17 protein-coding genes are annotated in these 22,803 nt (G+C 55.7%); 12 read left to right on the forward strand and 5 right to left on the reverse strand.

The genetic code is table 11. From position 1 onward, the window contains the following. Nucleotides 1–7: 7 nt before the first annotated feature. The 5 genes from ACP8MI_RS10870 (at nucleotide 8) to ACP8MI_RS10890 (ending at nucleotide 4,754) form a co-directional block, all read left to right on the forward strand. Nucleotides 8–868 carry an ABC transporter permease gene (locus tag ACP8MI_RS10870; RefSeq protein WP_023018717.1) on the forward strand — a complete coding sequence of 287 codons (861 nt, stop codon included), beginning with the start codon at nucleotides 8–10 and terminating at the stop codon, nucleotides 866–868. A 58-nt stretch (nucleotides 869–926) separates the two neighbouring features. Next, nucleotides 927–2,048, forward strand: a complete 1,122-nt coding sequence (locus ACP8MI_RS10875) for a sensor histidine kinase (protein ID WP_337891818.1) — start codon at nucleotides 927–929, stop codon at nucleotides 2,046–2,048. Beyond that, on the forward strand, nucleotides 2,045–2,668 hold the full coding sequence (locus ACP8MI_RS10880) for a response regulator transcription factor (protein ID WP_027018112.1): 624 nt from the start codon (nucleotides 2,045–2,047) through the stop codon (nucleotides 2,666–2,668). Before ACP8MI_RS10875 ends, ACP8MI_RS10880 begins: the two co-directional genes overlap by 4 nt. A 205-nt stretch (nucleotides 2,669–2,873) precedes the next feature. Next, a complete protein-coding gene (locus ACP8MI_RS10885) occupies nucleotides 2,874–3,239 on the forward strand; it encodes a DoxX family protein (protein WP_337891817.1) in 366 nt (121 codons plus the stop codon). Between the two features lie 54 nt (nucleotides 3,240–3,293). After that, nucleotides 3,294–4,754 (forward strand): DUF5129 domain-containing protein, encoded by a 1,461-nt coding sequence (locus ACP8MI_RS10890; protein ID WP_337891816.1) that lies wholly within the window; start codon nucleotides 3,294–3,296, stop codon nucleotides 4,752–4,754. Nucleotides 4,755–4,778: 24 nt separating this feature from the next. Here ACP8MI_RS10890 and ACP8MI_RS10895 read toward each other — a convergent pair whose 3' ends face one another. The 4 genes from ACP8MI_RS10895 to leuS all read right to left on the reverse strand — a co-directional run bounded on the left by ACP8MI_RS10895 (nucleotide 4,779) and on the right by leuS (nucleotide 10,667). Continuing rightward, nucleotides 4,779–5,255 (reverse strand): hypothetical protein, encoded by a 477-nt coding sequence (locus ACP8MI_RS10895; RefSeq protein ID WP_337891815.1) that lies wholly within the window; start codon nucleotides 5,253–5,255, stop codon nucleotides 4,779–4,781. Between the two features lie 64 nt (nucleotides 5,256–5,319). Then, nucleotides 5,320–6,606 (reverse strand): Na/Pi symporter, encoded by a 1,287-nt coding sequence (locus tag ACP8MI_RS10900; RefSeq protein ID WP_023018711.1) that lies wholly within the window; start codon nucleotides 6,604–6,606, stop codon nucleotides 5,320–5,322. Nucleotides 6,607–6,810: 204 nt separating this feature from the next. Beyond that, nucleotides 6,811–7,743 (reverse strand): hypothetical protein, encoded by a 933-nt coding sequence (locus ACP8MI_RS10905; RefSeq protein ID WP_337891814.1) that lies wholly within the window; start codon nucleotides 7,741–7,743, stop codon nucleotides 6,811–6,813. 38 nt (nucleotides 7,744–7,781) lie between these two features. Continuing rightward, entirely contained in the window at nucleotides 7,782–10,667 is a 2,886-nt protein-coding gene (gene leuS, locus ACP8MI_RS10910; RefSeq protein WP_455975324.1) for a leucine--tRNA ligase, read from the reverse strand. Nucleotides 10,668–10,728: 61 nt separating this feature from the next. On the opposite strand from leuS, the gene ACP8MI_RS10915 reads away from it, so the two are divergent. Beyond that, nucleotides 10,729–12,432 (forward strand): alpha-keto acid decarboxylase family protein, encoded by a 1,704-nt coding sequence (locus ACP8MI_RS10915; RefSeq protein ID WP_455975322.1) that lies wholly within the window; start codon nucleotides 10,729–10,731, stop codon nucleotides 12,430–12,432. A 207-nt stretch (nucleotides 12,433–12,639) separates the two neighbouring features. Further along, nucleotides 12,640–13,950, forward strand: coding sequence for an ATP-binding protein (locus tag ACP8MI_RS10920; RefSeq protein ID WP_284595259.1), 1,311 nt, complete (start codon nucleotides 12,640–12,642; stop codon nucleotides 13,948–13,950). 52 nt (nucleotides 13,951–14,002) lie between these two features. Here the strand turns inward: ACP8MI_RS10920 and ACP8MI_RS10925 are convergent, their stop codons facing one another. After that, nucleotides 14,003–15,445, reverse strand: a complete 1,443-nt coding sequence (locus ACP8MI_RS10925; protein ID WP_490290668.1) for an aldehyde dehydrogenase family protein — start codon at nucleotides 15,443–15,445, stop codon at nucleotides 14,003–14,005. Nucleotides 15,446–15,564: 119 nt separating this feature from the next. Between ACP8MI_RS10925 and ACP8MI_RS10930 the strand changes: the two genes are divergently transcribed. From ACP8MI_RS10930 to ACP8MI_RS10950, 5 genes are all read left to right on the forward strand, one after another. After that, nucleotides 15,565–16,572, forward strand: coding sequence for a TAXI family TRAP transporter solute-binding subunit (locus ACP8MI_RS10930; protein ID WP_284595074.1), 1,008 nt, complete (start codon nucleotides 15,565–15,567; stop codon nucleotides 16,570–16,572). Beyond that, a complete protein-coding gene (locus ACP8MI_RS10935) occupies nucleotides 16,572–18,596 on the forward strand; it encodes a TRAP transporter permease (protein ID WP_284595076.1) in 2,025 nt (674 codons plus the stop codon). Before ACP8MI_RS10930 ends, ACP8MI_RS10935 begins: the two co-directional genes overlap by 1 nt. A 69-nt stretch (nucleotides 18,597–18,665) precedes the next feature. Further along, entirely contained in the window at nucleotides 18,666–19,697 is a 1,032-nt protein-coding gene (locus ACP8MI_RS10940) for an LLM class flavin-dependent oxidoreductase (protein ID WP_284595077.1), read from the forward strand. Nucleotides 19,698–19,861: 164 nt separating this feature from the next. Beyond that, complete coding sequence (locus tag ACP8MI_RS10945; RefSeq protein WP_455975318.1) at nucleotides 19,862–20,134, forward strand: hypothetical protein; 273 nt, start codon at nucleotides 19,862–19,864, stop codon at nucleotides 20,132–20,134. A 38-nt stretch (nucleotides 20,135–20,172) separates the two neighbouring features. Beyond that, nucleotides 20,173–22,800, forward strand: a complete 2,628-nt coding sequence (locus ACP8MI_RS10950) for a fibronectin type III domain-containing protein (RefSeq protein ID WP_455975316.1) — start codon at nucleotides 20,173–20,175, stop codon at nucleotides 22,798–22,800. Nucleotides 22,801–22,803 lie beyond the last annotated feature (3 nt).

The following is a 22,803-nucleotide window of genomic DNA, read 5'->3' on the forward strand; positions in this document are numbered from 1 at the left end:
GCAAACAATGACCTCTACAACCTCTCACCGTGCCACTACCGCCACCGGATCGGCTTCAGAATCCGCCAATCGCCGGAGTTCCGGCTGGAAGCGCTACCGATCCTTAGCTATGGCCGAAATCCGACAGTACCTGCGCAACAAGACACTGCTATTCATGGCTATCGTATTCCCCATTGGGGTGGGCCTATTGATGCAGTTCATGGGTGGAGACGAACAGCCTGCAAACGCACAAGTGCAGGCCGCAATCTCAATGGAAGTGTTTTTCCTTATTACTCTGATGTTCGTCCAGTTCTACTCCGTGCTATCCATGACCACTGCGCGTCGTGATGAACGCGTGCTCAAGCGATTACGTACTGGTGAAGCTCGCAGCGCAGAGATTATAGCTGCGCTGGCCACGCCTGGAGCGATCATGTCACTCCTGCTTACCGCGTTAATGTCTGGCATACTCATCATCTACACAGGCGACATACCGCGTACAGGAATTCTGCTGCTTCTGGCCATTGTGTTAGGAATTGTCATCTCTACAGGTTTGGCGCTGCTTACCAGCTCAATCACTGCCAATGCCGAAGCCGCACAGATGACGTCTCTTCCCGTCATGGTTTTGGCAATGCTCTCACAATCTCCGCTGCGCTCTACCCTGCCCGACCAAATCCAAGATCCGTTAGCACGCACGCCGTTTGCGCTGCTTGGCGATCTCACCTTCATCGAATGGACTGGTCAACCACTTACTTCGGATGCCGCACCTACAGATGGCGAGCTAACGACCACTCTGGCCACCGCAATGAACCCGCTTGCACTCATGTTGGTCTGGAGTATTGCCCTAATGTGGGCAGCATTCCGCTACATGAAATGGGAAACTAACCGCTGATTGTTAATCAAACTCAATGTACCCTGACAGAGTGACCATGCTACGAGGGTTCATGGAGATGCCAGAGACCGAAAAATTCTCCACCTACGTTCGACTCTCGATGCATGCAGCGCTGCTAGCAATTGCTATCTTAAGCTTCCGACAGGTTTTGGCATCGCCCGGCGAATTTCAGGATTCCCTGGTTCTTCTGGTGGTTTTAATCAACGGTGGACTCACTGCACTGACAATCGAACGAACACCAGCCTTTTCAACAACACCTCGACCGCTCGGAAAACTTTATCCGGGAGCTATTGCCGTAAATCTTTTGTGCTGGACTATCTCCATCGGTCTCCTTGTCACGCAACGCGCTCCCCATCTCACAGGTACCATTGGCGGGCTGTCGCTATTTTTATTATTCAGCTTCGCGTTCGTGCTATCAATCCACATTAAACACGCTTATCTTCTCGTTGTGGCATTAAGCGTAATCACTGCATTCGTGGTTGAGCACCCTGAGCTAGATCATCCCGTCTATATCGTTGCTTTTGCATTAGTGTTGGTTTTGTTGAACAAGGTAACTGTGTGGTCGGTGGGGATCGTGAAAGCGCTCTACCGCACGCGAGAGTTGCAGTCACAACTGAAAATACAGGAGGAGCGCCTACGCTTTGCTCAAGAGCTGCACGACAGCTTGGGACAACGCCTAGCGGCGATGTCCCTGAAGACTCAGCTCGCCATCTCACTGCACAGGAAAGATACCGACCGGACAGATGATGAACTTCGCGACATTGAAAAGCTCGTACGTCTCATGCGTACGGATTTACATCAAGTGGTAACAGGCTATCGCACGTTGCACCCAAACTCTGAGCTTGAAGAGGCCAGTAATCTACTGAGAAAAGCAAACGTCGCAGTCACCGTGACAGGACATCCACAAGACATCCCAAACTCCTGCCAACAGACCGCCGCCTGGTTCATCCGCGAAGCGGCCACCAATGTGATGAAACACTCGAGCGCAAGCATGGTGAACGTCAAGATCTCTGAACACGCGGTATCCATCACCAATGATGGGGTGGAACGCAATATCGGGCCGCTCGGTGGCATACAAGCGCTACAGGAACGGGCTAAGCAAATCGGTGGAACAATCTCGCTTATTCACCAAAACAATCAGTGCACTGCGACACTTTCTTGGAAAGGCACCAACCGATGATCACCGTAGCAATCGTCGACGATGAACAGCTGATCGCTTCATCACTAGCCACCTTGTTAGAACTGGAAGCCGATCTTACGGTGACCGAGACTTTCGCCTCTGGTGAGGAGGTGATATCTCGGTGGGAAAAGGCCAGCGCCCTCGAATCCCTACTACCTGATGTGCTGGTGACCGACCTGCAGCTCGGAGGTATTGATGGCGTCGAACTAGCACAAGAAATTTCGCGCCTGTCGCCTCAAACTGCCATTGTGATCGTCACGAGTCATTCGCGGCCACACCAACTCAAACGAGCTCTGACATCCGGGGTACAAGGATTTCTGCCCAAGACTGCGACCGCGGAAGAATTTGCCACCGCGATCCGCACGGTACAGGAAGGCAGAAGCTTCATCGACCAAGAGCTCGCTGCTATGACCATCACCGCAACTTCCAGCCCACTGACTGAACGCGAAGCTGACGTTATCGAAGCCGCTGGTAGAGGAGGTTCGATAGAACAAATTGCCAAAGAAGTCTTCCTGGCTACCGGAACAACTAGGAACTATCTTTCCTCGGCAATGGCAAAGCTCGGTGCGCAAAACCGATTCGAAGCATATTTACGCGCACGAAAATCAGGGTGGATTTAGACGAAGAATTCTATCTCTGAAATGCCGCGGATATCATCCATCGGGGCGCGGAACATCATTTTAAGATCAATCTGCTCTCTCCGCCGTTGAAGCTGGTTTCTATTCGCACCGCGCATCCGTGTTGCGGAGGTAGGGCTTGCACCGCAATCACAGGGTTTGGGTCATTGAATAGCTACAACAATTAAGGCTCTATAAGATGCCTAGTATGGACGCAAAGGTAAAGCGCGGAAATTATCTTCTGGCTGCGGTTCTCGCTGGGGATGCAGCTATGTCAATCAAACCTCCCAAATTCATTCGGGATTGCCTGAATGGGGTGAATTTTCCGCAAAATTGGTGGTGGTCACTGATCGTCATCAAATCGTTGGCCGCTTTAGGGCTTGTCCGCGGCACTGCGAAAAACAGTCCACAAATGACAACTGCCACATCCACCGGCGTCGTGGCTTATTTCGCGTGTGCAATCTTCGCGCATGTGAAGGCAAAGTTTTTAGGCAAGGAATTCTGGCTCAACTGTTTAGGAATGACAGCACTCAGCACGACAGTGCTGGTGCAAAACCGCAAGCAGCATCGCTAGGCATCTGCCTGCGAACGCTCCAAGCCCCGCACCCCACGGTGTAGCATCAAGCACATGAAGCCAACCGTCGGAAAGATTATCGCAGCTTCGATTCTTAGCGCCGGGGTGCTTGGCGGTGGTGCAGCACTAGGCATCGCCACCACCTATGACTCTCCGGAACGGGCGCACTACCAGATCGACGCGCCGACGCACAGCAGTATCGCCCTGCGCATTCATAACCCCGACGGCGTGCTCACAGCCGACGACGAGCGAATCCTCGAACGTGATGCTGCACGCCTCGAAGTACCGGACGTCGTCAAGCAACTGCACTATATTGTTTTCGCAGATAACGACGACAACATCAACGACACCGTGGAAAACTACCTGCGTGATCACCACCCGGAGCTCATCGACGAGGATAGTTTTGCCGACGGCACACTGTTTGTTGGCGTGGGGCTAAATCCCCGGCAAGCTTTCATCTTCGCTGGTGATGACGTCGCAGAGTTACTCGAATTGCGCGACAGCAGCCACCTGAGCGAATCACTGGATGCGATCAAACCCGGTGTCAAAGACGGCAATATCCCCGGCGGCCTGTTCCACGGCGCATCCGTAGCAACCGACCTCGCTGCCCTCGAGCAAGCGCGCTTCGATAGCGCAGAATCCAACCGCACCTCCGCCATCGTTATGGGAGGTCTCGGTGCCGCAGCCCTCGGTGGTGGTGTTGCAGCAACAACCGGCGGGTATCGGCGTAGCCGGGCAAAGAAAATCGCCCAGGCGCGGGAAGACTTCGACTATATTTCCGTTGAATTCGGCACACTCGCCCAGCGTTTGGACGCCATCGATATCCGCGCACATTCACTGACCTCCGCTTTTGCGGATCAGCAGTTGCGCAACCAGTGGCGCAAGGTGCGGGACCGCTTTCTGCGCACGCATGACGACGTCTCCAAATTCAGCGAACTCAGCCCGCGAAGCGACGACAAGACTTTCCTGCAGTACGCGGGCCAGCTCAGTGACGCGGCCTCGACCGCGAAGAAAATGCACCATGCCGAAGACAACATCGACACGATCTTTGCTTTGGAAAATGGTGATGAGCTCACCCGGCGCACCGAGGCGCAGTCATTGCGTGACGACGTCGTCGAGGCGAAAATGAAGGTGCGAAATGATGATTCCGGTCTTTACCAGGAATTGGCTGCGATCCAGCAGCGAACCGAAGCTCTAGCCCAGGAACCTAGTGCTGAGGATTTCTTGGACAATTTTATTATCGTGCTGCGTGATTATCAGGCGGCATTAACAGAGCTGCGTAAGCAAGAATTTAGCGATATTGACGAATCGAAGGCGGATGCACCGCAAGCCCCGGGATTGACTTCGCCCGATTACCGGCCGGGTTATGGATGGAATAACTTCGTGCCTTATTGGGCGCTGAGCAGCTGGCATGCTTCCACCGTCGAGACGCAATCCAGTAGTTCGAACAGCGGGAGCACGAATACGTCGTTTAGTTCTGGGTTTTCTGGCGCGGGTGGCTCATCAGGGTTTTAGCGCTAACGCTTCAGGGTTTGAGCGCTAGCGCTGTGAACCGTGCGCTTCGCGTGGGTTCTCGTGGCTATTGTTCTCTGCGTCATCGTGGTCGTCGTGGTCGCAGTGCTCAAAGCCGTGTTGATCGGTGCTTTGCAGATCGTCGCTGTGCAGGTCGGTACTGTTATTTTCGCGGCCGCCATTCTGGTGTTGCCCAGAAGCAGCGCCACTATCAGTCTCCCCAGCTTCGCTAGTCCCAAGCTCATCTTCGCGGGTCTCGCGCAGTTCCCCAATCAACTCAGAAAAGAAATCCCGCACAACAGACCACTGCACGGTCGTGTTTTCCAAATGCTCCGGCAAACGTTCAATCTCTAGGCTTAGCTCTTTGCGACGGCGCTGCTCCGCCAGCTCACTGCGCAGCTCACTTAACGATGCCTCGGCCTCACGCAGAATCTTTTCCAGCTGCTCTTCTACGGACTTACCGCGCAGATTGTCAGCCCCTGTGTCGTGGTGCGGATCCATCATCGTTATTACTTCCTTATCTCATATCACCGGCGAGCATGTTCTGCACCGGGATGAGTGGTGATTCCTAGAATACAGTGGTCAGCAGGATCAAAACGCCCGGCAGCACCAGGAACATGCCCAGCACCCACGCTGCGATATACAGCTTGTTACGTGCGCCGATATTCGCGATGCCCTGCGCCAAAAACAGCGGCACCTCACGCACACCTGGGATGCCGTAGATCACCAGAGCAGCGAAAACGTTGAACATCAGGTGAATCAACGCGCCCTGCAAAGCAGCCTGGCCTTCCAAGCCAGTGAATGCGAATGCGGCAATCAGTGCGGTGATCGTAGTACCGATATTTGCGCCAATGGTGAATGGGTAGACCTGGCGGATGGACAAGGTGTTAGAACCAGCCAGGGGAACCACCAGGGCGGTGGTCGTCGAAGAAGACTGCACCAACATGGTGATAACCATGCCAGCACCAATGCCGGAGATCGGACCACGGCCCAAGGACTTATGCAGAATGTCTTTGGCCTTACCAACCATCACGACCTTCAGCAGCGCACCGATAAAGTTGACGACGCCGAGGATCAGCGCAATACCAATCAGAATTTGCGCAACACCAGCGATGGTCTCTGGCAACCAGCTCGTCGATGCAACCAGCAGGTCTTTGCCCGGCTCGGTAATGAAGCCAATGAACGTGCCCAGGCCTTCCATGCCGGTGGCCAAGAAACCAGCCTGTTCGGATTCGGCGTTCACACCGGAAACTAAGAAGCCTGTGACCTTTTCCAACAGGCCGAACATCAGCTCCAGCGGCAGGAAGATCAACACCGCCAGCAGGTTAAACATGTCATGCACGGACGCTGCGGCGAAGCCACGACGGAAGGATTCTTTGTCGCGCACCATGCCCAACGAGACCAACGTGGAGGTCAGCGTGGTGCCGACGTTCGCGCCCATCAACATTGGGATGGCGATTTGAACTGGTAAACCACCGGCCATCATGCCGACAACAATCGAGGTGGTCGTCGACGAAGACTGAATCAACGCAGTGGCCAGGATGCCGACCATCAGGGCGATCAGTGGGTTCTGCGCGAAAGCGAACAGCTCTTCTGCATGATCGCCGGTGGCAGCCTTAAAGCCGTCACCGATCACACCGACGGCGGTGATAAGCAACCACACGCTGACGGCGACAGCAACCCAGTTCACCCACTGCTTATCAGTGTCAATGCCGAGGCGCTTCAGTGGATTACGCGGAGCCTTTTGCTTTTCCTGCACACCCTGTTCCAGCCGTAGTTGAGCGTCGCCAAGGGTGCGGTCATCGGATGCGGTCTGATCCGGGAGCGTTTGCCCTGAGGAAGTGTGTGACATCATCTGTTTCCTGACACCTTGCTTCGCACTTGCAGCCCGCACCCCCAGAAAACTTAAGAAAACTAGAGGTGCGTACTGCCACTGATTGGTTTGTTTCAGACCCACTCGGGGCCTTACAACAAGCAATGTATAGGGCGTGCGGAAATACGAGGTTCACACAAGGTTACAAACAAGCAAACTTTTTGGATTGTGAGCAACCTAACGGGGCTAGCGACGCCCGGCCTTTTCGTCGGCAGCAATGATGCGCTGCAAGTACTCCGCTATTGTCGGTGCCTCGATCCACGCTGGCGTCGGGTTCCAAAACGGAGACACAGCCTGACCTGCGATAAAGAAGGTGCCGAAGCCGTCGTCAGTAGCACCCACAAACGCGATCTCATCGGCAGATTCTGCCACTACGGAATAGCCAGCGAACGCGGTTGCCTGCGCACCCTTCAATTCTTCGGCAGAATCATTCCGCTCCATGAACGCCTCAGCCGCCTCGGTGGTGGAGAGTTGTTCATCTGGAGTAAACATTCCGTTACGGAACACGATGCCGCGCGTCATGTCCCCATTGACATCCTTGAGCGGCTTATCGATATTCAGCAAACACCGCAGCCCGTCCTCGCCCGGCGCGACCGTTTCCGGGAGTTCACACAAAGAACCATCCGGCAGTGCAATGCGGTAGAAGCCGTCCGTGATGGTCGGTTCGATGGTCTCACCGTAGCCGAGGTCAGCCGCCGGGGTTGGTTCCTTGCTAGAACTCGACTTGCTGGAGCTGGATTTACCGCTCGACTTGCTGGTTTTCTCCGAGCTGGATTTCTGGGAACCGGATTTCTCGCTGGACTTGTCTGTGGACTTGCCGGAGCTTTTTTCGGTGGATTTTCCTGAAGATTTCTCGCTCGATTTTCCGGTCGATTCGCTTGCCGACGCCGAGCCAGACTCGGATTCGCTTGCCGACGCCGAATCGCTGGACGTAGCCGACGCTGCAGAATCCGCCTCCGTGGCAGCGGCATCGGCAGTGCTATCCGCAGCGCTGTCGGCAGCGCTGTCGGCAGGCTGCGGATCGGGACGATTTTCTGGGTTCGAACAACCCGCGACGCTTAAAGCAATGACGGCGCTGATGCCAAGCGTGCGGGCAAGTTTCCGTGCATGAGGTTTCATGCACCTAGTCTAGCCTGTTTGCCGGGTCACAATACCGGCTACTTCACCACCAGGTTGATCATGCGGCCAGGCACCACGATCTTCTTCACCACGGACTTCTCGCCGATCGCCGCGAGCACCTTGTCGTCGGCAAGCGCGGCGGCCACGGCATCATCCTGGGAGACATCGGCAGCGACCTGCACCCGCGATTTCACCTTGCCGTTGACCTGCACGGGCAGCTCAATTTCGTCGTCGACCAGGTACTTCTCGTCGAAGCTCGGGAATGACACGAAGGTGATCGTGCCCTCGTGGCCCAGGCGCGTCCACAACTCCTCGGCGATGTGCGGCGCCACCGGAGCGACCATCACAGCGATCGGCTCCACGGCAGCACGCGGCGCACCGTCCGGGTAGTTCTTCGTCAAGTAATTCACGTACTCGATGAGCTTGGCGACGACGGTGTTCACCCGCAGGTTCTCATAGTCATCGCGTACCCCAGCGATGGTGCGGTGCAGCTGCTGCAGATCCTTCTTGCCCAGCTCCGCATCCACGACGGCCACCTCACCGGTGTTCTCGTTGACCACCAGGCGCCACAGGCGCTGCAAGAAACGCTGCGCACCGACGACGTCCTTAGTGGCCCACGGACGTGAATCCGCCAGCGGCCCCATCGACATCTCATAAACACGCAGGGTATCGGCGCCGAAGTTTTCGGCAATATCGTCGGGCGCGACCGCATTTTTCAGCGATTTACCCATCTTGCCGTATTCCCGGTTCACCTTGTCGCCGTGGTAGAAAAACTCGCCGTCGCGCTCTTCGACTTCTTCGGCGGGCACATAGACGCCACGGGAATCGGTGTAGGCATAGGCCTGGATATAGCCCTGGTTGTACAAGCGACGGTACGGCTCTTTCGAGCTCACATGTCCGAGGTCATACAGCACTTTGTGCCAGAAACGCGCATACAACAGGTGCAGCACGGCATGCTCCACGCCGCCGACGTACAAGTCCACCCCGCCCGGATCGTTCGGGCCATGAACCTCTGGGCGTGGCCCGGTCCAATAGCGCTCGTTGTCGATATCGCAGAAAGCGTCGCTGTTCGTCGGATCGATATAGCGCATCTGGTACCAGGACGAACCTGCCCACTGCGGCATGACGTTGGCATCGCGGTAGTAGGTCTTGGTGCCTTCGCCCAAGTCCATCTCCACTTCAATCCACTCGCGTGCCTTCGCCAACGGCGGCTGTGGCTCGGTGTCGTGGTCATCCGGATCGAAGGACACCGGCTGGTAGTCATCAACCTCCGGCAACTCCACCGGCAGCTGATCTTCCGGGATCGCGTGTGGCCGACCGGCCTCGTCGTAGACGATCGGGAATGGCTCGCCCCAATAACGCTGGCGGGCAAACAGCCAGTCGCGCAGCTTGTACTGGATCTTCTCGACGCCCAGCTCACGCGCAGCCAACCAGTCGATCGTCGTCGCAATCGCCTCTGCCTTGGATTTGCCAGTCAGGTCCAGCCCGTCGTCATTGGCGGAATTCACGTAAGTGCCTTCACCGGTGTGCGCGGCAGAAGAAACATCCCCGCCAGCGACAACCTCGGTGATGGGCAAGCCAAAGACCTGCGCATATTCGTAGTCGCGCTCGTCGTGCGCGGGAACAGCCATGATCGCGCCCGTACCGTAGCCAGTCAATACATAGTCCGCGGTAAAGACCGGCAGCTTCTTCCCGTTGACCGGGTTGGTGGCGTAGCTGCCTAAGAAAACGCCAGTCTTTTCCTTATTCTCTTGGCGCTCCAAATCCGACTTCGCGGCGATGTCACTACGGTAGGCCTCGATCGCTTCCTTCGGGTCCTCATGGCCATAGGTCCAGCGTGCGTCGACGTCATCGTCGTACGGAACCGGCGAGAGCAAAGCGTCGACAAGCGGGTGCTCCGGGGCCAACACGACGTATTCCGCGCCAAAGAGCGTGTCCGGGCGCGTGGTAAACACCGTGATGTCGTGACCCTCGCAGCGGAAATCCACCTCGGCACCACGCGAGCGACCGATCCAGTTGCGCTGCATGGATTTCACTTTTTCCGGCCAATCCAGCAGTTCCAGATCATCCAACAGGCGGTCAGAATACGCGGTAATGCGCATCATCCACTGCTTTAAGTTCTTGCGGAAAACCGGGAAGTTGCCGCGCTCAGACCGGCCATCGGCGGTGACCTCTTCATTCGCCAACACCGTGCCCAAGCCCGGGCACCAATTCACTGTGGAATCGCTCAGATACACCAGGCGGAATTCATCCACGGCCCGGTCTTTTTCTTCTTCACTTAACGACGCATACTCGCGGCCGTCCTTGGTGGCCAGCTCGCCAGATTCCAGCAGCGGGTACAACTCGTCAATCGGGCGCGCCTTTTGTTGCTGCTCATCGAACCACGACTGGTAGATCTGCAAGAAAATCCACTGCGTCCACCGATAAAATTCCGGATCAATGGTGGCCACCGAACGGCGCTTGTCATGACCCAGCCCCAACGATCCCAACTGGCGACGCATATTCGCGATATTCGCCACCGTCGTCGTGCGCGGGTGGGTTCCGGTTTGGATCGCATACTGCTCAGCCGGCAAACCAAAAGCGTCATAACCCAAGGTGTGCAGCACGTTTTTGCCCAATAAGCGGTTGAACCGGGCGAACACATCCGTGGCGATATAGCCCAGCGGGTGCCCCACGTGCAGGCCCGCGCCAGACGGGTACGGGAACATATCTTGGACGAAGAGCTTGTCTTCGGGCAGGGTGCCGTCGGCAAGAGCTAAATCACCGGTCGGGTTTGGCGCATGAAACGTGCCGTTGTCGTCCCAGTACTGCTGCCAACGCGACTCAATCTGGTTGGCAAGCTGCGGGGTATAACGGTGTTCCGGGCCAGTGTTGCTGACATTTTCAGCACTAAGATTTTCTGTGTTTTCGCGCGCTTCGGTCATGGTTTTATAGTCTAATAGCTTTACGGGATCCGTCCCGTTTTCACAGAAGGGCTAGTACAACATGCGCATGACGATTGGCGATTTTCTCATCCGCCGCTTGCAAGAAATCGGCATCACTGAAGTTATTGGTGTGCCGGGTGATTTCAATTTGAACTGGCTGGAGCAAATTGAAGCCGCCGACGGCATCCGCTTTGTAGGCAGCACCAATGAGCTCAACGCCGCGTATGCTGCCGACGGCTACTCGCGCGCCCGCGGGGTCTCGTGCCTTTTGACCACCTACGGTGTTGGCGAACTCTCCGCACTCAACGGCCTGGCCGGCGCCGCCTGCGAGCACATCCCGATGGTCTCGATTGCCGGTGCTCCCCCATTGTTTGCTACGGAAAAGCGCTGGTTGCTGCACCATACGCTTGCCGACGGCAACTTCGGCAACATGCTCGATTCGCTGCGCCCATTCACCGCGCTGGCCGAACGCATCAGCCCCATGAATGCGGTTACCGAAATTGATCGCGCGTTGCAGACGTGCCTGCGGGAAAAGCGACCAGTGCACCTGCAGCTGCCCTCCGATATTTCCCACTTGAGCATCACCGTGCCGGACGAACCACTGGATACCTCGCTCGAACCGTCGGATCCGGTGCAACTCGAGGCAGTGTTGGACCGGCTGGTGCAGGAATTCGCGGCGGCGGAAAACCCGGTATTGCTCGTCGACCAGGATGCGCAGCGCCACGGGTTTTTGGATTTGTTTGCCCAGATCGTCGACAAGATTCAGCTGCCTTATGCCCAGATGGCTTCCGGCAAAGCTTTACTGAGTGAGCAGCACCCACTGTTTTTGGGCACCTATAACGGCAAGGCCTCGTGGCCGGGTGTGCGCGAGCGCGTAGAAGGCTCGGATTTCTTGCTCACCTGCACCCCACGGTTCATCGAGGTGAATTCGGGTAGCTTCTCGCATGAGTTGTACGAAGAAAATATCGTGGATTTCGGTGACCAGCACGTCAATATTTACGGCGAGCACATCGTGGGCTTGGACACCACAGAAGTGTTGGCCAAATTGCTGGAGCGGCTGCCTGCTGCCGACGGGGCTGGCGCGGCGAACTCAGCCACTCAGCCCAGCAGCGTGAACCCGGAGGCGGTGTTGCCGGAGCCATTCGAGGTGCAGGCCGGTGCCGAGCTGACGCAGGCGCGCTTGTGGCCGCAGGTACGGGAGTTCATCCGCCCTGGTGACACGGTTATCGCGGAGGCCGGAACCTCGAATATTGGTTTGGGCCCACAGCGCATGCCGGAAAATGTGCACTACATCAACAGCGCCATTTGGGGTTCGATTGGTTATACCCTGCCCGCTCTGCTGGGCAGCCAAATGGCGGATGCGGATACTCGTCACCTGTTGTTCATCGGTGATGGTTCTTTCCAGCTGACTGCCCAGGAGTTGTCGACCATTCTGCGGGAGAAGCAGAAGCCGATCATCGTGTTGTTGAACAACCGCGGCTACACCATCGAGCGCTACATCCTGGGCATGGACCGCGAGTACAACGACATCGCCGATTGGGCTTATCACAAGTTACCGGAGGTTTTTGTCCCCGGAACCGAGATGGTTTCCTATACCGCACGCACGGAAGACGAGCTTGCCGACGCCTTCACCGCGATCAATGACAGCGACAAGGGTGCGTTCCTGGAGATCCACCTGGACCCAGAAGATGCCCCTGCTGGCCTGCAGGCCTTCGGCCCGATGACCGCGGAATTCGATTATGGTCCGCGTGGGCCTAGGAACTAAGAGGTCCGGAATTGCAGTTGTTGTTATTTATTGAAACAACTAACAACAACTCAAAACAACTAGCAACAACTATTCTAAGCTGGGAAAATAACCAATTTCGCTGCCCTAAAACCGCACAAGTTGTTTCCAAGTTGTTTGCTAGTTGTTTTAGAAGAAGAACAGCCGCACAGAAAACAACTTCCTGGGGTTTTGTCTATATTCGACGCTATGGATGTCACGCCCACAAAACGTGATGGCACTAATTGCCGTGCGATGTCGGAAGAAGAACGCAGACTGATCCGTCGTATCCGCGAAGATGAGGACTACTCCAATCGCACCTCGTCACTGCCAGTAGAAGACCTTCCCCTAGACGTCATTACTGAACTACGTCGACTATTACGTTCCTATCGTCAACGGCGCGGCATTGATGCGGCCACCCCTTCCGGTACTCACGCGCTTTTACGTGAAGTTGGTTTACTCAGCGATCACGGAATCCTCAAACGTGCTGGAGAAATTCTGCTTAGTCCAGCAGCACCCACCAAAGTAACGATTCGGCACCTCTGGCGCGTAATGCCCAGTTCAGATCCGCAAGTCACCGAATTTTGCTCACCGTTATTAGAAGCACTACCTGCGCTCCGGCGCCTCATCCTGGAACGAGCAAATCAAGAAATGGTGCGGGTGCAATTCAACACTGGGCAAGAGTCTGCAATTCCACGATTTCCTGCACAAGCTATCGACGAGGCCATCACCAATGCCATCATCCATCGTGACTGGCGTACGGAAATGCCAATTGTCATTGACCAATCACCGCGCATCATGAAGGTATGGTCACCAGGCCCGTTGGTTCCTGGTGTCGATGAAAATAGGCTACTGACAACGCAATCGGTCCCCCGAAACGGACGGCTAATGGCAACCATGCGTTCAATTGGGCTAGCCGAAGAATCATCTCGCGGTTTTGATCGTATGTGGTTGGCGATGCTGAGCACTGGACGTGAAGTCCCAGAAGTAATAGCTACTGACGAATTTGTCGAAGTCATTTTTGCGGCCGGAAACCCTGATGTTGCTTTTATTAAAGCAATCCACGGGCTCCAAGAACGATTCAGTGACGAAGTAATCAATAATTTGAACACTATGCTTGTGCTGTGGAAGCTCTGGCACGCACCACTTATCACACTCAAACAAACCGCACACAGCACCCAAACCTCTGCGCTCGAGGCCCGAGAACTGCTGAACGCGCTCGAAGGATTCGGGGTACTACAGCAGATTAACGGTTCCGATGAGTGGGTCATATCGGCAACCGCGGCCAAATTCTTCGGCCAGAAGTCTTCCAAAACACCGCTCGTCAGCATTCAAGAAAGAATCGAAGCCCAATTGCAGGATGGGAAAACGGTCGCAGCAGCCGAATTAGCAGAGCAATTCGGTGTTTCTCGTGGAGAAATAACCAACGTGCTACGACACCTGCGCGCGTTGGGACGCGCACAGGTCGATCCAGCCGGACCACAGCGGGGCTCGGGAACCCGCTGGGTAGCACAACACTAGAACTCTGCCCAGACCAACCCGCTCCCAGGCGAATCCGCAATGCCCAGTGGGTTTAGGTGTTGATCGCCTGTGGGTAGGCCAAACCCTTCAAGCCTTCAGTACCAAACTCCACGCCATAACCCGAAGATTTGATACCACCGAATGGCACCCGTGGATCCACCGCACCATGCTTATTAATCCAGACAGTACCGGCCTGCAAACGACCAGCCACCTCACGAGCTTTCTGCGCATCCGCCGACCACACCGAAGCACCCAACCCCACATCCAAACTATTCGCCCACGCAATCGCCTGATCCAACTCAGAATAGCGAATCAGCGGCACAGCAGGGCCGAACTGCTCTTCCACCACCAATGGGTTATCCGGATCAATATCAGCCACAATCGTTACCGGGTAGAAAAATCCTGGTGCATCATAATCCGGGTCACCACCAACAAGCACACGCCCGCCACCATCTTTAGCGGCTTTGACCAAACCATCAACAATGTCGAACTGCGCTTTGTTCTGCAGCGGCCCCAGCACGTTGTTTTCATCAAGGCCTTGCCCCATCGGCATGCGTTTGGCAACAGCTACCAGCGCCTGGGCTAGTTCATCATAGATCGCATCCGGAACGTAGATACGCTTGGCTGCAGCACAGGTTTGCCCGGTGTTAATAAACGCACCCCAGAACAAATCTTCAGCAATTGCTTGTGGGTCGACATCATCCAGCACCACGGCAGCATCGTTACCACCAAGTTCCAGGGTTAGGCGGGTGATATTACCGGCAGAAGCCTCAATGATTTTCTTTCCGGTTTCAGTTGAACCAGTAAACATGATCTTGTCGATTCCTGGGTGGGTGGTCAGTGCTGCACCAACCCCACCATCACCGGTAACAATATGCAACACATCTTTCGGCAGTACAGTATTGGCAATAGCGACCAATGCAGAAACCGATAGTGGGGTATACCCAGATGGTTTCACCACGACGGTATTGCCCATGCGTAGTGCTGGTGCGATTTGCCAGATGGTGATCATCATCGGCCAGTTCCATGGACCAATGGCACCAACAACCCCAAGCGCGCGGTAGTGCACGGTAGCGGTGATGTCATCATCAACGGCGGTGTAATCCGGGGAGTCAAACGATGCGGTTGCACGCAACCAAGCCGCACATGCGTCGACCTCGAAACGGGCGTTGGGTCCGTTGAGTGGTTTTCCTTGTTCTTGCGATAGCAGTCTAGCTAGTGGCTCGGCGGCAGCTTCGATGGCATCGGCGAACTTGTTCAGCAGTTGACAGCGAGCATGATCGCCGTGGGCTTCCCAGTTTGGTTGCGCGGCACGTGCGGCAGCCACAGCATCGTTGAGATCGTTTTCGTCTTGGATCTGGTAGCTGCCGACCAGCTCGCCGGTAGCAGGGTTGTGGATTTCGGCGGTGCCGTCGCTGTCGCTGTTGGTGGTGATGACGTCCAGGATGGCGTCGTAAGTGGTCAGGGTTGATGCTGCTGGCACGGTGCACTCCATCGATGTGTAAGAGAAGTTTCTATTGTGATCTGAGTGCCAGCATATACAATGTGTAATCCCGGTGATAGTGTTACGCATCACAATAGGTTTATGACAGCTAGCTCCAAGGAGAACACGGGATGCGCAGATCTACCAAGATCATCAGCAAGGTCTGGATCATCCTGCTCGCTGGAATCGTGGCAGCCTGCAGCGGCACCAACAGTAATTCCAGCAGCAATGACGACAGCAGCGACAAAGCCACCCTGCAAGACTGGGATTTCATTACCGTCGCTTCTGGCGGTACGTCCGGAAATTACTATCAAATCGGCTCCACCATGGAAACCATTCTTGGCGATGAGCTCGAAGTCGGCACCTCTGTACAGCCCAGCACCGGGTCCATTGAAAACATTGAGCTTTTACGCCAGCACCGCGCAGAAATCGCCTTCGTGATGGGCGATGCCGTCTACCAGGCACAAGAAGGAATCGGCCCGTACGAGGGTAAAACCGATACTCCGGAACTGGCAGCCATCACCGCGATGTATCCCAACTGGCTACACCTGGTCACCTTGGAAGGCTCGGGTATTAAAAGCGTCGACGACCTGCGGGGCAAACGCGTCGGCGTAGGTTCACCGAATTCTGGTGTGGAAGCGAATGCGAAGATTCTGTTAGAAGCTTTTGGCTTGACTTACGACGATTTCGACGTCGACTTCTTATCCTATTCTGATTCTGCCGACCAACTGCAAAACGGACAGATCGATGCCGCTTTTACCTCTTCGGGCATTCCCAATTCTGCGATCATGGATCTCTCAGCCCAACAAGATGTGCGCATCGTGCCCATTGAAGGCAAGGGTTTGGACGCTTTGCTCGAGAACTATCCCATCATCAACACCGGCGTGATTCCGGCGAACACCTACGACAACACCGAAGACGTGCCGGTCATCGCGATGATGAATCAACTCGTAGTGCGCAAAGACGCGGCAGAGCACGACGTTTACTTGGCAACCAAAGCCCTATTTGAAAACTTGGATGAGCTGCACTCATCCGCGAAAGCTGCCCAAAAGATCACGCTAGACAGCGTCGAGGATGGCCTAGTGCTAGACCTGCACTCCGGCGCGCGACGCTACTTTGAGGAAGTAGGTGCGCTGTAATGAATGCTGCAACAACTCCCACGTCACAGGCCACATCAGACTCCCCGGCCCACGCAACACAGCAGAACCAGCCGTCGGTAAGCACCCCTGATGTCGGCGAAAAGCTCGAGCAATTCGACCGCGAATCCCGCACCCGCGAATTCAGCTCGCCGGTCACACACTGGGTTTTCATCGCCTTCGCGGTGCTGGTTTCGCTGTATCACATGTACATCGCCTATTTCGGTGCCCCGCCAGCGTTGTTGCACCGTTCGCTGCATGTTGGCGCGATTTTGATGCTGTGCTTCGCGATGTACCCGGCGCACAAGAAGGCATCGCGCCAGCGAATCGCACCGTATGACCTGGTGTTAATCGTCGCCTCGGCGTCGACCTTTGGTTATATCTGGCTGAATTACCGGGATATCCTGGACCGGATTGTCAGCCCGAACACCACGGATGTTGTCTTTGGTGCACTGTTGGTGGTGCTGGTCATCGAAGCCTCCCGGCGCGTCACCGGCTGGGCCCTGCCCATTTTGTCCCTGGTGTTTCTGGCTTTTGCACTGTTTGGCCAGCACGGTCCACTGCGTTTTCGCCACCGTGGTTACGAAGTCAACGACATCCTGGATTTTCTGTACCTGACCAACGAAGGCATTTTCTCCACTGCCGTTGCCGTCGCGGCATCCTATATTTTCTTGTTCGTGCTTTTCGGTGCGGTGTTGCAGAAATCTGGTTTGGGGCAGTTTTTCAATGACATCGCGCTAGCCTTGGCCGGACGCTCACGCGGTGGCCCGGCCAAGGTCGCGGTTATTTCGTCTGGTTTCTTGGGCTCGATCAATGGTTCGGCAATCGCAAACGTGGTGACGACCGGTGCTTTTACCATTCCGCTGATGAAGAAAGTTGGTTTTAAACCATACTTCGCCGGCGGCGTGGAGGCTTCCGCTTCGGTCGGTGGGCAGATTTTGCCGCCGATCATGGGTGCGTCGGCATTCATCATGGCAGAAACGTTGGGCATGCAATACACGGAGGTCGCCATCGCGGCGCTGATACCTGCGGTGTTGTACTACATCGGTGTGATCATGCAGGTGCATTTCCGCGCGGTCAAAGACGGTCTGAGCGGTATTTCTAGTGAGAACCTGCCGGCAGTGAAAGAGGTGCTCAAAGAACGCGGGCACTTGTTGGTTCCGCTGGTGTTTTTGGTTTACATGCTGTTCTTTTCCGGGCAGACCATTCTGTTTTCCGCCCTGCTGACGATCCTGGCAACCATCGCCATCGCGCAGGTGCGTGGAAACACGCGCATGTCCGGCAAAGACATTATTTATGCGCTTGCCGACGGCGCCAAGACCTCCGTTGCGGTGTCGATCGCGTGTGCCTGTGTTGGCATTATCGTCGGCGTCGTCACGCTGACCGGGTTCGGCGTGAAGTTAGCGAATGCGATCGTGATCCTCGGTGAGGGCAGCTTGTTGTTGTCACTGGTCCTGACGATGATCGCCTGCATCATTTTGGGCATGGGTTTGCCCTCGATCCCGGCATATATCATCACCTCCACGATGGCGGCACCGGCATTAGCGGAGCTCGGCGTCGAGGCGCTGGTGGCGCACCTGTTTGTGTTTTATTTTGGTTTGTTTGCGAATATTACCCCGCCGGTGGCGTTGGCGGGATTTGCCGCAGCTGGTTTGGCGGGCGATGATCCGATGAAAACCAGCGTGCAGGCGATGCGCCTGGCGATTGCTGGTTATTTCATTCCGTTCATGTTCGTCTACAACCCAGGTTTGTTGCTGCAGGATGTCACCTGGGCCAGCGGCGCGTTGGTCGTCGGCACTGCCATCGTTGGTGTGTGCATGCTCTCTGCTGCGGTCGAAGGCTACGCGCGCACGCGTTTGCCGCTGGTAGTGCGCGTGTTAGTCGGCATCGGTGGTTTGGCGCTGTTGTTGCCAGGGTTGCTTTCCGACGCAGTGGGCGTAGGCATTCTCGTGATTGGTCTGGCGCAGCAATTGCTGGCAAAACGGAGCGAATCCGCCAACGAAACCACGGAGAAATCCGCACGCTGAACTGCAAACTGATGCATCCGCCATCGTCCCGTCTCGAACCTTGTTGACACATCAACTACACTGGGTGACATGAAAAAATTCGGATTCCTCAGCTTCGGCCATTACAAGTTCCCCGGCCAGCGTGGGCCTAACGCCCAGCAGACCCTCAAGCAGGGGCTAGAGCTTGCCGTGGAGGCAGACAAGATTGGCGTGAATGGCGCGTATTTCCGCGTGCACCATTTTGCCCCACAGGGGGCGGCGCCGATGCCGTTGCTTTCTGCGATTGCCGCGCGCACAAAGCACATTGAGGTCGGCACCGGCGTGATCGATATGCGCTACGAAAACCCGTTGTACTTGGCAGAAGAGGCCGCCGCACTGGATTTGCTTGCCGACGGCCGGGTCGCGTTGGGAGTTTCACGGGGATCACCGGAGCCTGCGCACCGCGGTTGGGAGGCTTTCGGCTACACCGGCTCCGACGATCCGCGCGGGGCAGATCTTGCCCGGGAGAAATTCGCGAAGTTTATGCAGGGTGTGCGTGGTGAGGCCGTCGTCAAGTCTGCACAGGATCCGTATCCACCGATTTACCAGCCAGGTACTCCGCTACCAGTGATGCCGCATTCGCCTGGTTTACAGCGCAATATCTGGTGGGGTGCTGGAACGAAGAAAACTGCCGAGTGGGCCGCTGAGCAGGGTGTGAACCTGATGAGTTCCACGTTGCTGACGGAGGCCACTGGTGAAGCTTTTGGTGATTTGCAGGCGGCGCAGTTGCAGGCTTTTCACGAGGCGTGGCGGCAGGCTGGGCATGATTGGGCGCCGCGGACGTCGGTGAGCCGCAGCGTGTTCCCGATTGTCAGCGACCGGGATCGTGCGTTATTTGGCATGAGTGGCGGGAATGATCAAATCGGCATTATTGATGGTTATGAGTCCACGTTTGGCCGCACTTATGCCGGCGAGCCGGAGCAATTGATCGAACAGCTCAAAGACGACGCCGCCGTGATGGAGGCGGATACTTTGATGCTGACGATCCCGAACCAGCTGGGTGTGGATCTGAACTTGCGGCTTCTGCAGAATTTCGCCGAGCATGTGGCCCCTGCTTTGGGCTGGGAGCCGGCGAACCGTTAGTTCTTGGCGCCGATTTTTCGCATAGTACACATCAACCTTTCAAACGCAGTGCTGAATATCACCAAGGTTGGCCTGGCTTAAGTTTACAAACCAAGGCTAACCTTTAACTGATTTTCAATAGAGTTTCACTCTATTTCCACTTCCTTGAAAGGATTGCTCTTACTGTGAAAAATAATCGGCGCCTCTGGATGCAGGTAACGGTGGCAGGTTTGACCACGCTCTCTATCGGCGCAGGTGCTTTGGCTCCTGCCCATGCACAAGATTTCACTGCTCCACCGACTGCTCAGGCGCCACAAGCCTCGACCGAAGATCAAGATACTTCTCGCGCAGAAGGTCCGAAGCTGACCGGCGTGCTCGCCGAAGGGCAGCTCATCACAGCACAATGGGAACTTGCGCCGCAGAATTTCAGACGAGCTATCACCAAGTGCAACTTTTGAAAGTGCAGAACGGAAAACCTGTCACTAGCAAGCCCGTTGTGGATCAATTCGTTGCTGGCAACGCAACACATTATCAGTTCGCAAATGTAGCACCTGGTGATTATGTGGTCCGCGTGTTTGCGGTGCGGGGTGTCGAAAATTCCCAGTTCAGTCAATCACGGATCCTGACAACCACTGACAAGCCACAGGTTCCTGAAGCACCACACAAGCCATACCTACAGCTCAAGAAAGGCAAGACGGCACGCGTCGAATGGGACCGCCGCTCTACAGGCAGCACCCGGATTCACACCTACGTTGTGAAATTGCAGCCTAATGATGGTTCTGGCCCTCTCGAACAAAAAGTTACGGGCACGAGCACGTATCCCGACAACTTCGCTGAATTCCCAAATCTGAAACCAGGTGTTCAATACACCGCCACCGTAGAAGCGCAAAGCGCAACTGGAAACTCACGTCCATCTGAGACAAGCGAGCCCCTTGCTGTCTCGGACGATCCCACCCCTGAGTTCACGATTGATACCGACACAATTGATCTTGCCAAAGGTGGCGAATTCACGGTATCCGGTAAAGGTTACACCGGTCCGGCTGCACAAGAAGGTGTCTACCTCGTATTTTGGGCTGCTTCTAAGTGGACACCAGGAGAATTACCGCGCGACATCGAGAAAAAGGGCGTCTCGGTACACATCAAGCCCGAAGAGATTGTCAATGGCACCTTCACCAAGAAGATTCAGATTAATCCAGGTGAAATCACTCTTGCGCACGGTGATTCCTACCAGGTTGGAACCCTAGCTGGTGGCAACCAGCTACCGATTGATCGCCGTTTGGACCTCGCAAAGCCAATCAAGTTAGCTTCACAATCCTTGGCGGCAGTTGAAGCAAGCGTTAAAGATCAAATGGTTCACGCTAAGTGGAAGCTGGCAGAAAATGACAAACGCGGTTCTAGTATCCGCATCACGCTGTACCGAGAGGAGAACGACCAAAACACGTATGTCAACCACCTGGAACGTGGCCCCCAAGCTTCTTCGGCGGAATTCCCAAATGTACAACCGGGTACGTACCGCGTAGGTGTGAAAGCCAACCTGAACCGCGATGAATTCGGTACACCAGAGTGGACTGAAGAAAAATTCAGCGATTCCGTCACCGTCGTCGACCCTGACGCTCCGCAGCCACCAGCTGCGAAACCAGTGGTACCAGCACCAAAACCAGCCGATCCTGCTCCTTCCAAGCCTGCAAAACCATCCAAGCCGTCCAAACCATCGAAGCCAGAAAAGCCGGCAAATTCCACACTGAAAACCCCTGATGCTCCGCGCATCAGCCCGGCATCGGCGAAGGACTATTCCAAGGCCGGTTTGTTCTACTCGCTAGCTGGCTACGAGGACATCAAGAAAGTTGAAGCTCGCCTGGTTCCTGTCGACGACAAAGGCAACCAGGAAAGCGACGCGTACATCGCCCCAAGCGAAATGGCTAATGGGTACGCTGAGTTCACCGGACTGAAGAAAGGTCAGCGCTACCGCGGTCAGATCAAGTTCATCACGGAAAACGGCGAAACCGAGTGGTCTGCATATTCCGGAATCTTCCTGTCGGAAACACCAGAACAAGGCATCGACCCTGACCTGACCCTGTTCCCAGAAACGCCGCTGGATAGCCGGAAAGCAAACACGATCACCGTCAACGGCACCGGCTACTTGAACGGCAAAGAGATGAATCTCTATGTCCTGGAAGACGCCGACATTCCTGAAAACGGAATCTTCAACTCCGACACCGCGAAGAAAGCTCTGGCTTCTACGACGGCTAAGGTCGCCAATGGTAAGTTCTCGCAGAACCTGGAAATTCCAGCTAATACGCTGAACCCGAAGAAAAAATACTTCGTGGTAAGCGTCGACAAGCACGGCAACCACGAATATGACTACGGCGTTTTGCTCAAGGTCAAAGACGGGGCAGTTGCCACTCCGACTCTGGATGTTTCTACAACGACGGTAAATGCTGCCACGGGTGGTGACATTACTGTCCGCGGTGCGGGGTTCGTCGGCGAAGGCGCCTCGCAGGGTGTCTACGTTGCGGTGTATAAGAAATCGCAGTGGGACGTCGGCAAGTCCGCGCCGGTGGGCCGTCCAGTTGCCGCCGAATGGGTGCAGATGCGCGAGCTGAACAACGGCAGCTTCGTGAAGACAATCAACATTCCGGGCAACGCTTTGGATCCGAATGAGCAGTATGTGATCGGCACGCTGGCCGCGCATGCGTTGTCGCAAACCAACCGTGATCTCGATACAGCCCAGGATCTCGTCGTCACCAACGGGCCGGTAGCTCCAGCGGCTCCGGGAACTCCAGGTGCTCCAGGTGCTCCAGGTGTTCCAGAAGCACCAACCAACCCAGGCGCACCAGGCGAAACCCCTGGCCTGGCTCCGGAGATGACTCCACCAAGCAACACCCCGGAAACACAGCCAGAGACGAAACCAGAAACCACACCAGAGCCGACACCAAGCATCCCGTCAACCCAAAAGTCGACCAACAATTGGTTCACCGCAATCGCTGCTATCGGCGGAATCGGTTTGGTATTCGCAGGCATCGGTGCCGCGCTGCAGGGATTGCGTCATAACGTCCCGGTTGTCAATGAATTCCTGACCAACGCGGAACGCTTCTTCCAGAACCTCTTCGGAGGGCGCCGCTAATGC

The sequence above is a fragment of the Corynebacterium sp. LaCa_70 genome (genome assembly GCF_058182015.1).

Excerpts from the sequence above, each read along its gene's own strand:
- ACP8MI_RS10900 (WP_023018711.1), bottom strand. The coding sequence starts at position 6,606 with ATGATGTCACACACTTCCTCAGGGCAAACGCTCCCGGATCAGACCGCA.
- ACP8MI_RS10875 (WP_337891818.1), top strand. The coding sequence starts at position 927 with ATGCCAGAGACCGAAAAATTCTCCACCTACGTTCGACTCTCGATGCAT.
- ACP8MI_RS10905 (WP_337891814.1), bottom strand. The coding sequence starts at position 7,743 with ATGAAACCTCATGCACGGAAACTTGCCCGCACGCTTGGCATCAGCGCC.
- ACP8MI_RS10930 (WP_284595074.1), top strand. The coding sequence starts at position 15,565 with ATGCGCAGATCTACCAAGATCATCAGCAAGGTCTGGATCATCCTGCTC.
- ACP8MI_RS10890 (WP_337891816.1), top strand. The coding sequence starts at position 3,294 with ATGAAGCCAACCGTCGGAAAGATTATCGCAGCTTCGATTCTTAGCGCC.
- ACP8MI_RS10940 (WP_284595077.1), top strand. The coding sequence starts at position 18,666 with ATGAAAAAATTCGGATTCCTCAGCTTCGGCCATTACAAGTTCCCCGGC.
- ACP8MI_RS10880 (WP_027018112.1), top strand. The coding sequence starts at position 2,045 with ATGATCACCGTAGCAATCGTCGACGATGAACAGCTGATCGCTTCATCA.
- ACP8MI_RS10925 (WP_490290668.1), bottom strand. The coding sequence starts at position 15,445 with ATGGAGTGCACCGTGCCAGCAGCATCAACCCTGACCACTTACGACGCC.
- ACP8MI_RS10935 (WP_284595076.1), top strand. The coding sequence starts at position 16,572 with ATGAATGCTGCAACAACTCCCACGTCACAGGCCACATCAGACTCCCCG.
- leuS (WP_455975324.1), bottom strand. The coding sequence starts at position 10,667 with ATGACCGAAGCGCGCGAAAACACAGAAAATCTTAGTGCTGAAAATGTC.
- ACP8MI_RS10870 (WP_023018717.1), top strand. The coding sequence starts at position 8 with ATGACCTCTACAACCTCTCACCGTGCCACTACCGCCACCGGATCGGCT.
- ACP8MI_RS10885 (WP_337891817.1), top strand. The coding sequence starts at position 2,874 with ATGGACGCAAAGGTAAAGCGCGGAAATTATCTTCTGGCTGCGGTTCTC.
- ACP8MI_RS10920 (WP_284595259.1), top strand. The coding sequence starts at position 12,640 with ATGGATGTCACGCCCACAAAACGTGATGGCACTAATTGCCGTGCGATG.
- ACP8MI_RS10915 (WP_455975322.1), top strand. The coding sequence starts at position 10,729 with ATGCGCATGACGATTGGCGATTTTCTCATCCGCCGCTTGCAAGAAATC.
- ACP8MI_RS10895 (WP_337891815.1), bottom strand. The coding sequence starts at position 5,255 with ATGATGGATCCGCACCACGACACAGGGGCTGACAATCTGCGCGGTAAG.